The organism is Pseudomonas sp. Yb2C2 (assembly GCF_052112325.1).
GTDB lineage: Bacteria > Pseudomonadota > Gammaproteobacteria > Pseudomonadales > Pseudomonadaceae > Aquipseudomonas > Aquipseudomonas marginalis.
Genome location: NZ_JAVAJK010000027.1, coordinates 73,165 through 88,777 on the forward strand (window position 1 = coordinate 73,165; position 15,613 = coordinate 88,777).

Annotated in this window: 13 protein-coding genes and 1 pseudogene; 8 read left to right on the top strand and 6 right to left on the bottom strand. The window is 59.3% G+C overall.

Going from position 1 to position 15,613, the window contains the following annotated elements:
- Positions 1 to 37: 37 nt before the first annotated feature.
- Positions 38 to 643, bottom strand: coding sequence for an arylesterase (locus tag Q8X51_RS28260; RefSeq protein ID WP_027606974.1), 606 nt, complete (start codon positions 641 to 643; stop codon positions 38 to 40).
- Positions 644 to 653: 10 nt separating this feature from the next.
- On the opposite strand from Q8X51_RS28260, the gene Q8X51_RS28265 reads away from it, so the two are divergent.
- Entirely contained in the window at positions 654 to 1,337 is a 684-nt protein-coding gene (locus Q8X51_RS28265; protein ID WP_005786391.1) for an ABC transporter ATP-binding protein, read from the top strand.
- A complete protein-coding gene (locus tag Q8X51_RS28270) occupies positions 1,337 to 3,847 on the top strand; it encodes an ABC transporter permease (protein WP_407693934.1) in 2,511 nt (836 codons plus the stop codon). The genes Q8X51_RS28265 and Q8X51_RS28270 overlap by 1 nt, the downstream gene beginning before the upstream one ends.
- Positions 3,848 to 3,892: 45 nt before the next feature.
- Here Q8X51_RS28270 and greB read toward each other — a convergent pair whose 3' ends face one another.
- Positions 3,893 to 4,366: a transcription elongation factor GreB gene (gene greB, locus Q8X51_RS28275; protein WP_027606972.1), complete on the bottom strand. Its 474-nt coding sequence runs from the start codon at positions 4,364 to 4,366 to the stop codon at positions 3,893 to 3,895.
- Between the two features lie 113 nt (positions 4,367 to 4,479).
- The gene (locus Q8X51_RS28280) at positions 4,480 to 5,463 is read right to left on the bottom strand and encodes a hypothetical protein (protein ID WP_027606971.1); all 984 of its coding nucleotides are present in this window, start codon (positions 5,461 to 5,463) and stop codon (positions 4,480 to 4,482) included.
- Between the two features lie 210 nt (positions 5,464 to 5,673).
- Here Q8X51_RS28280 and Q8X51_RS28285 point away from each other — a divergent pair, with 210 nt between their 5' ends.
- Genes Q8X51_RS28285 through Q8X51_RS28295 form a run of 3 tightly spaced genes read left to right on the top strand, consistent with a single transcriptional unit; the run spans position 5,674 to position 9,083 of the window.
- Positions 5,674 to 6,600 carry an ATP-binding cassette domain-containing protein gene (locus Q8X51_RS28285; protein ID WP_407693933.1) on the top strand — a complete coding sequence of 309 codons (927 nt, stop codon included), beginning with the start codon at positions 5,674 to 5,676 and terminating at the stop codon, positions 6,598 to 6,600.
- Entirely contained in the window at positions 6,597 to 7,322 is a 726-nt protein-coding gene (locus tag Q8X51_RS28290) for an ABC transporter permease (protein WP_407693932.1), read from the top strand. The genes Q8X51_RS28285 and Q8X51_RS28290 overlap by 4 nt, the downstream gene beginning before the upstream one ends.
- 15 nt (positions 7,323 to 7,337) lie before the next feature.
- On the top strand, positions 7,338 to 9,083 hold the full coding sequence (locus Q8X51_RS28295; RefSeq protein WP_407693931.1) for a Gldg family protein: 1,746 nt from the start codon (positions 7,338 to 7,340) through the stop codon (positions 9,081 to 9,083).
- A gap of 2 nt (positions 9,084 to 9,085) precedes the next feature.
- Here the strand turns inward: Q8X51_RS28295 and Q8X51_RS28300 are convergent, their stop codons facing one another.
- From Q8X51_RS28300 to Q8X51_RS28310, 3 genes are all read right to left on the bottom strand, one after another.
- The gene (locus tag Q8X51_RS28300) at positions 9,086 to 9,394 is read right to left on the bottom strand and encodes a hypothetical protein (RefSeq protein ID WP_065924423.1); all 309 of its coding nucleotides are present in this window, start codon (positions 9,392 to 9,394) and stop codon (positions 9,086 to 9,088) included.
- Positions 9,395 to 9,658: 264 nt separating this feature from the next.
- Entirely contained in the window at positions 9,659 to 10,093 is a 435-nt protein-coding gene (locus Q8X51_RS28305; RefSeq protein WP_027606966.1) for a DoxX family protein, read from the bottom strand.
- A 104-nt stretch (positions 10,094 to 10,197) separates the two neighbouring features.
- Positions 10,198 to 11,616, bottom strand: coding sequence for a transglycosylase SLT domain-containing protein (locus Q8X51_RS28310; RefSeq protein WP_407693930.1), 1,419 nt, complete (start codon positions 11,614 to 11,616; stop codon positions 10,198 to 10,200).
- A 236-nt stretch (positions 11,617 to 11,852) separates the two neighbouring features.
- Between Q8X51_RS28310 and Q8X51_RS28315 the strand changes: the two genes are divergently transcribed.
- The 3 genes and pseudogenes from Q8X51_RS28315 to Q8X51_RS28325 all read left to right on the top strand — a co-directional run.
- Positions 11,853 to 12,659: a TatD family hydrolase gene (locus Q8X51_RS28315; RefSeq protein WP_065947238.1), complete on the top strand. Its 807-nt coding sequence runs from the start codon at positions 11,853 to 11,855 to the stop codon at positions 12,657 to 12,659.
- A gap of 96 nt (positions 12,660 to 12,755) precedes the next feature.
- A complete protein-coding gene (locus Q8X51_RS28320) occupies positions 12,756 to 14,237 on the top strand; it encodes a methyl-accepting chemotaxis protein (RefSeq protein WP_065947237.1) in 1,482 nt (493 codons plus the stop codon).
- Between the two features lie 198 nt (positions 14,238 to 14,435).
- Positions 14,436 to 15,613, top strand: a pseudogene (locus tag Q8X51_RS28325) (type IV secretion protein Rhs); the annotation flags it as partial.

Here is a 15,613-nt window from a genome sequence, read left to right on the forward strand (position 1 = left end):
GCGCCACCTTAGCCGAAAGCCTGCCGGTAGAAAAGCGTCATAGCAGCGGTTTTAGCGTCGGCCAGACATTTTCCAGCAATTTGCCCTGGGCGCCGACAGCCGGGTGCAGTCCATCAGCCTGCATCAACGCCGGGTTGCCACCGATACCCTCCAGGAAAAATGGCACCAACGGCACCTTTTTAGCCGTTGCGACGTCATTGAATACCTTGGCGAATGCATCGACATAGCGCTTCCCGTAATTGGGCGGAATCTGCATGCCCAGCAACAGTACCTTCGCACCGCTGGCCTGGGACTGCTCGATCATCGACGCAAGATTTTGTTGCAATTGCGCCGGCGGCTGCCCGCGCAAGCCGTCGTTACCACCCAATTCGATCACCACCACGTCCGGCTTATGCGCTGCGAGCGCCGCCGGCAGGCGCGCGAGGCCTCCGGCACTGGTGTCGCCGCTGATGGAGGCATTGACCACTTTATCGTCGAAACCTTCCTTCTTGAGCCGTTGCTGCAGCAATGCGACCCACCCTTTGCTGGTATCCAGGCCGAAACCGGCACTGATACTATCGCCAACGATCAGGACTGTACCCGCCGCTGCGTTCTGGGCCATGCACATCAAGGCCAGGCCAGCACTCAAAAACCACATTCGCATCGGATTCTCCATGGGCGCAAGCATTCTCACCGCGCGGAACCTCAGCAAAGTGGTTCCCAGCGCGGAAGGTGAACTGACTATCCTGCACGAACTGAGCCTGGAACTGAACAAGGGCGATAGCCTGGCTATCGTCGGCAGCTCCGGTTCCGGTAAATCCACCCTCCTCGGTCTGCTCGCCGGCCTCGACCTGCCCAGCAGCGGTGAAGTCACCCTCGCCGGCCAGGCGCTCAGCACCCTCGACGAAGACCAGCGCGCGCGCATCCGTGCCGAACACGTGGGCTTTGTGTTCCAGTCGTTCCAACTGCTCGACAGCCTCAATGCGCTGGAGAACGTCATGCTGCCGCTGGAGCTGGATGGCCGCAAGGACGCCCGCGAACGCGCCAGACACCTGCTGGAGCGCGTGGGCCTCGGCCAGCGCCTGACCCACTCCCCACGCCAGCTTTCCGGGGGCGAACAGCAACGGGTAGCGATTGCCCGCGCCTTTGCCGCCGAACCGGACGTGCTGTTTGCCGATGAGCCCACCGGCAACCTCGACAGCCACACCGGCGAGCGCATCAGCGACCTGCTGTTCGAGCTCAATAAAGAAAGCGGCACGACCCTGGTGCTGGTTACCCATGACGAGCGCCTGGCTCATCGTTGCCGACGCCTGATCCGCCTTGAAGCCGGCCTGATGGTCGCCCCCCTGGAGCCTTGATGGCACGTTTGCCGCTGTTGCGCCTGTTCAGCCTTGCCCTGCGCCAATTACTGCGTGATGCCCGCGCCGGCGAATTGCGTGTGTTGTTCTTCGCCCTGTTGGTGGCCGTGGCCGCCAGCACCGCCATCGGTTATTTCGGCGCCCGCCTCAACGGCGCCATGCTGTTGCGCGCCACGGAGTTCCTCGGCGCCGACCTGGTACTCGAAGGCAGCTCACCGGCCCGCCCCGAACAAATCAGATCCGGGACCGAACTGGGCCTGGATCACGCCCGTGTGGTTGAGTTTTCCAGCGTCATTGCCACCGATAATGGTATCCAGCTCTCCAGCATCAAGGCGGTCAACGAGCAGTATCCGCTACGCGGTCAACTCAAGAGCGCAGCAGCCCCCTTTGGGGACGAAACCCCGGGCGGCGGGCCGAAACCCGGTGAAGCCTGGGTCGAGTCGCGGCTGCTGACGGCACTGGACCTGAACGTCGGCGACACTATCGATGTGGGTATGAAGACCTTGCGCCTGGCACGCGTACTGACCTACGAGCCGGATCGCGCCGGCAACTTCTATAGCCTGACGCCCAGGGTGATGATCAACCTGGCGGACCTGGACGCCACCGGCGTAGTCCAGCCAGGCAGTCGCGTCAGCTACCGCGAGTTGTGGCGTGGCCCGCAGGCCAGCACCGCGCTGCAAACCTATCGTGACCTGATCAAGCCGGGGCTCGCTGCCAATCAGCGTCTTCAGGATTCACGGGACGGCAACCAGCAGATCGGCGGCGCCCTGGGCAAAGCCGAGCGCTACCTGAACATGGCCAGCCTGGTGGCCGTGCTGTTGGCCGGCGTCGCCGTGGCCCTGTCGGCCAACCGCTTTGCCACCCGCCGTTTCGACGCCAGTGCGTTGCTACGTTGCCTTGGGTTATCGCGATTCGAGGCCATGTTGCTGTTCAGCCTGCAATTGAGCGTACTGGGGTTGCTGGCGAGCCTGGCCGGCGCCCTGCTCGGTTGGCTGGCACAGTTTGGCCTGTTCTATTTCCTGCACGACCTGTTGCCGGCGGATGTTCCGCCTGGTGGACTGTTGCCGGCCATTGCCGGGATCGGCACCGGGCTGGTTGCTCTCGCGGGATTCGCGCTGCCACCGTTGGCCGCCCTCGGTCGCGTACCGCCGCTGCGAGTGCTGAGGCGCGACCTGCTGCCTATCCCGTCCAGCACCTGGATGGTCTACGGCGCCGCGTTGTTCGCCCTGGGCCTGATCATGTGGCGCCTGAGCCTCGACCTGGTGCTGACCTTCGCCCTGCTGGGCGGCGGCGTGGTCGCCGCGCTGGTTCTGGGGGGCTTGCTTCTGCTGCTGTTGCAAAGCCTGCGACGCCTGTTGGCCCGGGCGTCCCTGCCGTGGCGCCTGGGCCTGGGCCAATTGCTGCGCCACCCGCTGGCGGCGGCGGGCCAGTCCCTGGCGTTCGGCCTGATCCTGTTGTCCATGGGCTTGATCGCCCTGCTGCGTGGCGAATTGCTGGACACCTGGCAAAACCAGCTGCCCAAGGACGCCCCCAACTATTTCGCCCTGAATATCCTGCCGGCCGATAAGGACGCCTTTGGTGCCCGCCTGCTGGAAGTGCAGGCGCAATCCGCGCCGCTGTACCCGGTCGTGCCAGGTCGGTTGATCAGTATCAATGGTGAGCCGGTACAGGAAATAGTCAGCAAGGACTCCAGCGGTGACCGCGCCGTACAACGCGACTTGAGCCTGACCTGGGCCGCCGACCTGCCGCCGGGCAATACCCTGACCGAAGGCTCATGGTGGTCGCAACAACCCCCCGATGGAATGCCCGGAGTCTCGGTAGAAGCCAAGGTCGCGCAGAGCCTCAAGCTCAAGTTGAACGATCACCTGGTGTTCACCATCGCCGGGGAAAACCGTGAGGCGCGGGTTGCCAGCCTGCGAACCATCAACTGGGATAACTTCCAGCCGAACTTCTTCATGATTTTCCAACCGGGAACCTTGACGGACCTGCCGGCCACCTACCTGACCAGCTTCTACCTCGCGCCAGGGCATGATCAGCAGATCGTTGATCTGTCCCGCGCCTTCCCGGCGGTGACCATCCTGCAGGTCGAGGCGCTGCTGGAGCAACTGCGCAGCATCCTCGCCCAAGTGACACTGGCGGTGGAGTACGTGTTGTTGTTTGTGCTGGCCGCTGGGATGGCGGTGCTGTTCTCCGGCCTGCAAGCCACCTTGGATGAGCGTATTCGCCAAGGTGCACTGCTCCGGGCACTGGGCGCGGAGCGCAAGCTGCTGGTCAAGGCGCGGCGCATCGAGTTTGGCTTGCTGGGCGCAGTCAGCGGCTTGCTGGCGGCACTGGGTACCGAGTTGGTGACGTGGGTGCTGTACCGCTATGCCTTCGACCTGGCCTGGCAACCGCACCCCTGGCTGTTGCTGCTGCCTGTGATCGGCGCCGCATTGATCGGCGGTGCCGGGGTGTTCGGCACGCGCCGTGCGCTGAATGCCAGCCCGCTGACGGTTTTGCGCGAGGGCTGAGCGGTCCATGACCCGCCTGCCTCACGGGGGGCGGGTCAATGTCGCTTACTTCACGTACTCGATAGCGGTGATCCACCAGCACACCTCACCTCCCGGGGTCTGCACAATGGCCTCATCGTCGACTTCCTTGCGCAGCAGCGCACGGGCCATTGGTGAATCGATGGAAATATAGTCCATCCGATCATAAATCTCGTCATAGCCGACGATACGAAAACGCTTGGTCTCGCCCTGTTCGTTTTCAATCTCGACCCAGGCGCCGAAAAACACCTTCCCTTCCTGCTCGGGCATGTACTCCACCACACGCATGTCTTCCAGGCGCTTGCGCAAGTAACGCACCCGCCGGTCGATTTCGCGCAGCAGCTTCTTGTTGTACTGGTAGTCGGCGTTCTCGCTGCGATCCCCCAGGGAAGCAGCCCATGTCACCTTGCGCGTGGTATCCGGGCGCTTTTCGCGCCACAGGTAATCCAACTCTTTCTTCAGCGCTTCATGACCTTCTTTGGTTATCAGCTTGGTACTCAAACGCATGCATCCCCAGGCAATGTCCATAGGTACCGATAAGGCAGGAAATCACATCCAGGCGTCGGTTCGCTGGCGCTGATGATAAATGAACCCAGGAAAGTAGCCAGGCCTGTCTAGCTATCCAACGTCTGATCCAGTTCAAGCAGCACGCCCCGCAAGCTCTGGCGTAAACTCGAGACTTGCGAGGTCATCACCTTCAGGGCTTCGGTCCGCTGACTGACTGCCAGGGACTGGTCATGCAGTTGAGCGGTGCGCTGCTCCAGATCCCGGACCCTTTCATCCAACTGGGTTTGCTCCTGCTGCAAGCGGGCCTGCCATTGATCAAGCGCGGTTTCCCTCTCCGACGCAGCGAGTTTCTGTTGGGCCAGCTCCTGAGCAACACGAGCCAGGTTGGTCAGCGTACTGCCTACTTCAAACAAGTGGTCGTCGTCCGCGGGCGCCGAAAGCTTCGGCTGCGCCGGGGCGCTTGGCTCATTCAGGACAACAGGTACATCCTGGACAATGGCCACAGGCGCGTCGACCAACATCTGCCGGGGCTCTTCTACGACAGGTTCAGGTACGGGAAGCGGAGTAGGCTCGGGTGGATTCGCCCCCCTGACAGATGAACTCATTTTCGATGAGAAACGAATGGAAGGCACAATTAATGAAGCACTTTCGATTGCCGGCAGCACCGGCGCAGACATTCCCAGGGAGATCACTTTCATCACCAGGGCCTTCTTGATGATCACCGAATGATGCTCTTCGGGCCTCGCAGGCGGCAGCTTGCAGCCTTTTAAATCGATAAAATGATAAGGCACCTGAGTTTCGGTAACACCCGCTTTAGTGCCTGCCGCCGCCGAGGTGAGAATTTGCTTGAAAACATGCATTGCCACATGCAGGTCCTCCTTGGACTCCACTCCCCCCAGAAAATACCGATCAAGTTTTTTGCGCAAGGCTGCGACATACACCCTGGAACTCGCCGGCTCAACCTCTTCATCCAAGCTATAAACAAGAAAGTTGGAGGCAATCTGGCCTACAGCAAACCCACAGAGCAATGCACCGTTAACCGGAGCATCTTGACCATCGCGTTCAAGAACAAGGGTACGTAGAAGCATCATGGTGATCGGGCCTCATTACAAAATTCGAAAAGTCTCTATAACCTTCAGACCATCACTCAATAATTAAAGGTTAAAAACACAAAACAATTGTTTCAGCGACGTGCCTAGCGCGCACGTAGGACTTTTCCTATTAATGCTGAGCGGCGTTCCCAAAAACAGATATTGCTCGTACCCTTTTCAAACTCTCCCTCCACGACCACACCACGCTAAATGATCGAAATCATCAACCTGACAAAACATTTAAACAATAATAAAATAATCAGCGATTTTTCATTCAGCGCAAACAAACAGGAATGCCTGGGACTATTCGGAGAAAATCCTACAGTTAAAACGGCCCTTCTCGACGTAATATCGGGCTCGACCACGCCTTCCAGCGGGCATATAAACATCCAAGGCTTCAATACTAAAGCCCATCCATTAAGAGCAAAAAAACTTATCGGCTACCAACTTCACAGATGCGTCAGTCATCCTACGATGTCGGTTAAAGAATTCCTTGACTACATCGCGGCCATTCGCGGACTGCGCGGCACCGAAAAACGCGCACAGGTGGACTATGCCGCTACGCAACTGGAGTTGTTGCCGGTGCTCAACGCTCCCCTCGAGGCTCTCTCCATCGGTTTGAAGCGCAAAGTCACCATTGCCCAGGCCATCCTGCACACCCCTGCCTTGCTATTACTGGATGAACCGACCGAGGGGCTGGCACCTGATCAGAAATACAAATTCAGGAGCCTCATCCAGTCATTGACGCAAGAAATGACCGTGATCGTCGCTTCCCGACACTGCGATGAATTATCCGAACTCTGTACGCGCGCCCTGGTTATCGCAGGTGATCGCCTGGTGGCCGATACGCCCATGCCAGATCTGCAACGCGACTCTCGCCATTTCCAGGCGGTCACCCTCGCCGCAGATGCCCCCTTGGACCTGCTGGCTCTCGCCGTACTGCCGGGGGTGGCAGGCATCGAAGAACATCGGCATGCACCCGGCACGGTGACCGTCCTGGCCATGCCGGGGCACACCATCTACCCCCATATCAATACGCTCATTGCCAATCGTCGCTGGAAAATCAACTCACTGAGCCTGGAGCCTGGTCGCCTCAGCGACGTAGTTCATTATCTGAGCCGAGAGACCCCCCTTTGAAACTGCTGCCCGTCATATTCAAGCGTCAACTCGTCCACTATGCCGGTACACCCGGCACCTATCTGAGCATTGCCATTTTTTCAGTACTGTCCGTGGCATTGGGGTTGCACATGAGCGCCTGGCCAGAACAGGACAGCAGTCACTTGCAGGTTTTCTTCCAGCTACACCCCTGGCTCTATTTATTGCTGATTCCAGTACTGGCGGCACAACTCTGGTCGGACGAGTCCAATGCCGGTTTTCTCGACCTGATGAAAACATTACCCATCACCACGTTTGAATGGGTTATCGGCAAATTTCTAGCAGCCTGGGTCGTGGCGGCCACAGCCCTGATATTGACCTTCCCTCTCGTGATCATTGCCAACTACCTGGGAGTGGCGGACAACAGCGTTATTGCCTCGCAATTTATATCGAGCTGGCTGCTGGCGGGCAGTTATCTAGCCGTCGGCTGTTTTATTTTCACACTGGTGCGGCAACGCACTGCCCTTTTCATACTGACTGTGGGCTTTATGCTTATCGTCAGCGCACTCTCTTATTTACTCGATGCACTTGAACATCAAGCCCCCACCTGGGCGGTGGACAGTCTGGTCTCCCTCAGCCCTTTTTCGAGGTACAGCGCTATCGACAATGGAAAGTTCACGCTTGGTGACATGCTTTACTTCATCAGCATGATCTTGGCCTTTCTCGCAGCGACGACCGTCACTCTCAACTATAGACACAGCTGAGAAGGAAAGCCCTCCATGCGACCTACTCTGCGCACCGGCATGACACTCACTGTTATCCTGTTACTATTCCTGGCGTTTAACTTAGTTTGGGTAGGAAAAATTCCAAATATCCGATGGGACTTCTCACAAGGAAAAACGCATACCCTATCGCCTCAAGTACGACAGTTACTCGCGTCATTGGAAAACCCTGTGGATTTGTATTATTTCAATGCCCATGACAGCCCTGGACGAAGCTACACCTTGAAACGCTATGGCAAGCGCATCGAAGACCGGTTGATGGAGTACGAAAAAGCAGCAAAAGGCATGATCAACCTGCACCTTATTGATCCCATACCTTTTTCAGAGGACGCCTACAAAGCCAGATTGTTTGGCCTCGACGACAATGCGGGATTCATGGGCCTGATCGGCACCCGAGCCGGCTATGGAGCGCAACGCATCGAATCATTCAGCCTGGATCGTGAGCCATTGCTCGAATATGAAATCAGTCATTTGATCTACAAGTTGCAGCATCCGGAGCGCCCCGCTATCGGACTGCTGTCAGGGCTGGCGATGGGAGAATCCGCGGACCGATTGTTGAAGGAACTGCAGCGACATTTCAATCTGGTCAATCTGGGAGCAACCACCGAGCGCGTGCCGGAACAGGTCAAGACGCTCATGGTCGTGCATCCACAGGCGCTGCCTGAGCAATCGTTATATGCGGTTGAACAATTTGTCTTAAAGGGCGGTAAATTGATGGCATTTATCGACCCGTTTAGCGAGCAAAGCTCGAACACCCCATCCGCCAATACCCGACTGACTGATTTGCTTGCCGCTTGGGGAATACAGATGCCGGCGAACAAGTTTCTGCTCGATCACCGCTACGCGGCGTCGCACACACCAGTGAAAGGGAAGTTCACAGTGCAGCATCCGGGCAGGTTGATCCTGCCCCGGCAGGCAATGAACACAGGCGATCCGAGCACCTGGAAATTGAATAACGTGACGGTATCAAGCAGCGGCGTGCTGTTTCGCCGCCAGAAAGGCCGCACGACCCTGACCCCTCTCCTGCAAAGCTCCCTGCAATCCGAGTTGCAGGAAACCGACCGGCTTGCCTCAGCAACCGAGCTTGATTCAACGGCCGATGAGGCCTCCAGCCAAACACAACGCCATGTGATTGCAGCCCGTATAGAGGGGCCTGCCTATTCAGCATTCCTCGATGGCGTGGAAGGACAGCCGGCAGCTGTGCAAAAAGCGGCGCAGATCCATGTGGTGGTAGTCGCCGACACTGATTTGCTCACGGATCAAGTCAATAGCCCAGCGCCCGACAGCAACACATTGTTTATCTTGAATACGCTGGATAACTTGTCCGCCGGTGATGTACTGACCAATATTCGCCCGCACGCGTCGGCGCAAAGATCGCCAAACAGGCTGGAACGGATGCGCGACAGCGCCGTACACGCCTACACGCAGAAGGCGACTGAATTGGAACAACGCCTGCTACGGACAGAACATGAATGGCAAATGCTGCGCCCAACGGAGGTGCAGCTCGGCTCCCAGACCGTGGACACCACCACCCAATTGGTTGCACTCAACAAGGAGCGACTGCGCTTGCCAATGGAATTACATGCCTTGAAAGCCGAGGCATACGCGCAGGTACATCGCCTGGAGTTCGCCATAAAAATGCTCGTGGCACTGGCGATACCCCTGATGCTATGCCTGGTTGCCTGGGTGGTTTTCCTGTGCAATCGACGGCGTCGACTACAGGCGGGAGTCGCGCTCTACTGAGTTCAACGCCTGGCAATCAGCCCCTGCCGGGCAATGCGGGTCAATTGTCGGATGACTTCCTGCGCGTCGCTCGCGCTGGGGGCCTGGATAACCGCAAGATCGAAGCTGTTATTCGCAAACCGGGCAAGAGAATCGCCATCTTCCACAAACTGAATCAAGAATGCCGATGGCCGCCCGCTGCGACGTGGCCACCCGTCCAGATAACGTAAGAGCGTAGGCTGATGCTTGCCGCCCAGGAGGATTTTTGGATTGCGTTGGGTGAGGTCCGCGGTGATCGGGGCCAGGCGTATCAGGGGGCGTAGTGCATTCATCGTGTCGTGTCTCTGCCTCAAAAGTCTGCGGGCAGGTGAGAGGCAACACCGAACCAGCGCTTTAGCGGTATTTCGAAGTTGCCTCCCCAGGGGAGAACAGGCTTCTGTCGGGCCCTATTGATGAGACCCAGTGGCGCCCCGCAATTAGCTGTTTAAATCGGCGCATGGGCAGCATCCTAGAGAAGCCGGTGGGGCGGTGTCAAGAATCCCGAGCAACGAAAAGGCCCACACAGTGGTGGGCCTTTTCAGAGTTTTGTGCCGGTGTCAGTTGGCGATGGCGCGGTCGGCAGACAGTTTGCCAGCACCTTCCAGCAGCACCGCCAGGGAGCCGCCCAGCAGGGCCAGTGCGAACTCATAACCGTTGTTGGCCATGAACAAGCCGTTATGGATATGCACCGAGAAGATCGCCACCAGCGACAGAATGGTCAGGCCCAATGCCGCCGGGCGTACCAGCAAACCGATGATCAGTGCCAGGCCGGCAAAGAACTCGGTTCCGCCCGACAGCAGCGCCATCAGGGTACCCGGCGCCAGGCCAATGCTTTCCATCCACTGGGCGGTGCCCGCCAGGCCATAGCCGCCAAACCAACCGAAGAGTTTTTGCGAACCATGGGCGGCAAAGATGATGCCGACGACGATGCGCAGGATGGTCAGGCCGTAGCCGGCACGAGTGGACAGTACGCTTTTGATCATTGGGCTCATGGGGGTGGATCCTTTTCGAAGTAGGGGTTGGTTGGCCGCTATATTAATCAGTTTAAGTAATGATAAAAGCCGAAAAAATGCCTGATTAACATCGAAAAAATAGATTATTTCGAGGCGATTTTCGGCGCCGGCGGTTCCAGGGACTCTCGCTCCCGATCAAACGCCAAGTAGTACTTGTTGACGCTATTAACATAGCTGACGCCCCCCATCCCCACCTGCTCCATGGCGATGCGCTCCACCTGGAAGAACCATTGATTGGGGTTCAGTCCCCGGCGCCTGGCCTCGGTGCGCATGCCCTGCACCCGCTCCGGCCCCATGTTGTATGCAGCCAATACGAAGGCCATGCGCTCGCGCTCGTTGAGCTTGGGGCTGGCGAAGAATTTGCGACGGATCAACGCCAGGTAACGCGCGCCGGCCTGCACATTGCTGTCGAGACTTTCGATGTTGTTGACGCCCACCCGCTGCGCTGCCGAAGGGGTGATCTGCATCAGGCCGGTAGGGCCGCCGCTGTTGCGCGCACCCGGGTCAAAAGCCGACTCCTTGAACGCCAGCGCCGCGAGGTTCAGCCAGTCCATGCCTTGCTCACGGGCGTGCTTTTGCAATACCGGGCGCAGCTTTTCGAGGCGCTGGCGGTCGACACGGGCCAGTGGGTTGCGCACCTGGTAGAGGCGCCGATAGATGCGTTGGAATGCCACATCCTGGTCGGACGGCGTGCGATAGGTCTTGAGAAATCGATCAATACTGGCCCGCAGCATCGAGGCGTCCTGGCGCACAAACCAGTACTCGTCGCCCGGTTCGCTGATTGCCACCTGCTTGTCGAAGCGCAACTTGGGCAGGATCTTCGACCAGCGCTCAGCAATCGGCTTCTCGACAATAGTCAGGTGAAAAATACCCGCCTGGACCATCTCCAGCACATCCTCCACCGCCAGGGTCGGGTCCACCCATTCCACCTTGACCGGCGGCTGTTTGTGCAAGGCCAGTTTCTGGTTGACCTGGCTGATGGCATCCGCCGCCGCGCTGCCGGTGGTCAGCGCCAGGGTGCGCCCGGATAGCTGCTCCAGCTTGGTAAACCGCCGCTCACCCTTCACCCCCACCAGCCATAACGGCACACCGCTGGCGATCGGATCGCTGGTGCTGATCTTGTGTGCGGCCTTCACATCCAGCAATTCACCGGGGGCCACCAGGTCGCCTTCGCCACGGGCGAGTGCGCCGAGCAGTTGGTCCTTGGCCTTGGGAATGATCTTGAGGTTGATTTCCTGGCCATCACGGGCGTGGCCATTGAGGTATTGCTCGAACGCACGCAGGCGATGGTATTCGACACCGATGGCCTGGCCCTGGACCTCGCCGGAACTGTTACGGCTCTGGTTGACCAATACACGCAGGGTGCGACTCGAGCGAATCTCCGCCAGGTCGCGCACCTTGCCGGGCCTGGTCACTTCCAGCGGCCCGTCCAGACGCGCGAACGCCGCCGCGGGCAGCAGCAGCGTCAGGCACAACATAAGCAACGCCGAGGGTCGGATCATCCGCTCTCCGGAAAGAATACTGGCCAACACCCTCGCGAAAAACGAGGCGTTGGGGGTCAGAAACAGAGCGCTTTAAGCGCTGGCAAGACGCGCAACGGTGGCACAGTGCAAGGCGTGCAGCCAATCACGATGTCACTTGCGACGTTCAAAGACAGCTATAACTCGTTGTAGTTCTTCGTTTTTCTTATAAATCTACAGCTCTGATATGCTTTCCGGCCGCAGGCGGAGATAGCACCATGCAACTCATTGATATCGGCGTCAACCTGACCAACCCCAGTTTCGACGAGAAGCACCAGGCCGTTCTCGACCGCGCCTATGCCGCCGGGGTGCAACAATTGGTGCTCACCGGCACCAGCGTCGACGGCAGCGAACAGGCCTTGGAACTGTGCGTCAACCTCGATGACAGCGGCCAACGCCTGTTCAGCACGGCCGGCATTCACCCCCACTCCGCCAGCGATTGGAACGGCGATAGCGCCAGGCGCCTGCGCGGTTTACTCAGCGAAAGCCGCGTACGTGCGGTGGGCGAATGCGGGCTGGATTTCAATCGGGATTTCTCTCCGCGCCCGCAACAGGAAAAAGTCCTCGAAGAGCACTTGGCTCTGGCGGTTGAGCTCAAACTGCCGGTGTTTCTCCATGAGCGCGACGCCAACCAGCGTCTGCTGGAGATCCTCAAGGACTACCGCGACCACCTGAGCGCCGCCGTGGTGCATTGCTTCACCGGCGAACAACCGGCGCTGTTCAGCTACCTCGATCTCGATTTGCACATTGGCATTACCGGCTGGATCTGTGATGAACGCCGTGGGACGCACCTGCATCCGTTGGTCAGGGAAATTCCCCGTGGTCGTCTGATGCTGGAGAGCGATGCGCCCTACCTGCTGCCGCGCACCCTGCGTCCAAAGCCGAAAAACGGCCGTAACGAACCCGCCTACCTACCGGAAGTGCTGCGCGAAGTCGCCCTGCACCGCAACGAAACGGCCGAGGACCTGGCTCAGCACAGCACCGCCTGTGCCCGCGCGTTTTTTGGGCTGCCTGCCGTGGATTGATGCGGTGCATTGACCCATGTCAAAACCGCTTTGCTGAGTAGCGGCACAATAATGGCACCTTGCCAATGCTGTTTCCGCTATCAGAGAAAACCTTCCATGGGTGCCTGGCTTAGCAATATCTCGCTGAAATACAAATTCTGGGCCGTCAACGCGGTCGCCTTTATCACGACCCTGCTCCTGGTGCTGTACGCCGTGCATCTCGAACAGCAATCGCGCAGCCATGCGTCCCAGGCCTCGGCACAGGCCCAGGCGCAATTGCTCGGAGCCTGGCCGGCCGACAAGGCCCTGCCCAAGAGCGAGCACTGGCTGACGTTTGCCCGCGGCCAAGTCCCACAGCTGGCCGATCAGAATCTGTCAGCCCTGAGCAGCAACACGGGTTGGGTCGAACTCAACCCCATGCCGCTGTTCGGCGAAAACACGCTGATGGGCGCAGAAGTGATCGCCCGCCCTGATGGGCAATACATCGCCGTGCTCGCCCACGCCCCCAGCCTGAGCCAGGTATTCAGTGAACGCTTCGCCAACTATGCCGTGGCGGTGCTGATCCTGATGCTGGCGATGCTCTGCGCCTCCCAATTGCTGATCCGCTTCCTGCTCAGCCAACTCAACACCCTCAAGGACGTGATGCTGCACGTGGAGAAAACCGGCGACCTGTCGGCCCGCGTGCCGTTGGCCTGCAAGGATGAAGTCGGCCAGATGGCCAGCGCCTTCAATGCCATGCAAGCCGGTTATCAGCGCGTGGTCAGCACCGTGGCGCGCACCGCCAAGCTTCTGGACGAGGGTGCCGCTCGATTGGCCAGCAGCATGAACGAGGTACAACACGGCATGCTTGGCCAGCAAAGCGAGACCGACCAGGCCGCCACCGCCATCAACGAAATGACCGCCACCGTCTACCACATCGCCCAACATGCCGGTGCCACCCGCGACTTGTCCCAGGCCGCCGACACCCTCGCTGGCAGCGGTCAGGACGTGGTCACCCGCGTACAGCACTCAATCGCCGGCCTGTCTTCCGGCGTGCAACAGACCGCCGAAATGATCCAGAAACTGGCCGAGGACAGCCAGAAAATCAACAGCGTGGTCAGTGTGATCCACAGCATCGCCGAACAGACCAACCTGCTCGCCCTCAACGCCGCCATCGAAGCGGCTCGCGCCGGGGAAATGGGCCGTGGGTTTGCCGTGGTCGCCGACGAAGTGCGCAACCTGGCCAAGCGCGTGCAAAGCTCCACCGACGAAATCACCCGCATGGTCTCGGCTCTGCAGGCCGGCACCCGCGACGCGGTGGACTTCATGCAGGAAAGCTCGTTCAAGGCCGACGACTGCGTACAACAAGCCCTGGAAGCCGGCACAGCGCTCGCCGAAATCACCAGCGCCGTGGCGCAAATGCGTGAAAGCAACACCCAGATCGCCGTCGCCGCCGAACAGCAAAGCCACGTGGCCGAAGAGATGAACCGCGCAGTGGTGAGCATTCGTGATGTGACCGAGAACACCGTGCAACAGACTGTGGATTCGGCGACCACCAGCAATGAGCTGGCAACGTTGGCTGGTGAGTTGAGCAAGGCGATTGGGCAACTGAAGCTGTAGGGCTTCTCCACCTGTAATCCGACTCCTACGATCGACTCTGCGTTTACCCGAAGTCTTGGCGAACCCTCCTAGCCGTCCTGGCGAATAGCGCCGACTTCTTTACCTGACGAACCTCTCCAAAGTCTCTCGCCTGATCATTCAGTGCGAGGGACCGCCGATGCACCTACCCGTTAATGCCCTGGTTGTCGGGGCTGCCTCTTGATTCCCGTCATTGCCAGCTTTGTCCTGGCCCCCATGGATGCCAAGGCGCCGGACGTTGAGCGCGTCTTTCGTGACTTTCGCGGTTGCCTGAATACCTTTGATGAGTGGGCCGAGGGGTTCTTGAGCGCTTCGGCACTGGAAGTGGATCAGGTGTTCAAAGTTGGGGAAGAGGTGGCGCTGGTGGCGCCGGCTTCCTCCAAAACCCCCAGTAACACCGTCGCCAGGTGCGATGCCCAGGGATCGCTGACCCTGGTGCATATGTTCGAAAGCACTCGGTTTGTACCGATCGGCAATACGCCGGTGATGCTGCAAGCCATTGCCCAGGACGGCAGCCCGCTCGGCGCACCACTCCATCGGACCATCGGTCCCAGCGGCATCCTCGAAATCACCGAGTGTGATCGCAACCAGCCGTACCGAATCAGTTTCTACCCCAACGTTTCCAGGGATCACGTCAAGGCGCTGTATGGGTCTTATCAATCGGTGATCGCGGGGTTGGAAAGTCGCCTGCGTGACGAATGGACCAAGACCTTCCAGCCCCAATGGGACGACTTCGCCAACGCCACGCCGCCCGAACGTAGCGCGATGCAAGGTTTGGCGTTTTCAAGCGGGATGGCCAAGGCGCTCTACAACCTGTGGGACAACGTTACGCAGCTGTATGACTTGCTGGCGGACCTCAAGGCCAACAGCCAGAAGTTGTTGGCCTACATCTCCCAGACTGAACTCGATGAACTGCTGAGGCTGGGCAACGACGCCATCGCAAAGGGGCTGTTGGTGCTCAGCGATGAGCCGCTGCTGTTTATCTACATGTCAGCCATGGTCAGTTGGCTACGCCTGCTACCGCCGCCCGAGATGTATGAAGTGCTGGGCGAGATCACCGGTGAGGTACTGATCAATCTATTTCTGATCTGGGCGACCCGTGGCATGGGCGTGCAGATTCGCCTGGGCGCTCAGGTGCTGGGACATATCAAATCCGGACGAGCGCACAAGTGGCTGGAGAGGCTGGCTGATCAGTTGGTGGGGCCGACGTTGGACGCGCATGTCGAGGCGGTGAAGCCTTTGCTGCTCGGTGGCCCCGCGACAGCGATCAAGACTGTACCGGTTGCGCCGTTGAAGGTTGGGGAGCATGTGGTTTCGAACCCGGTGCCGGCGGTTCGCAGGAAGACTCAGCAGACGGT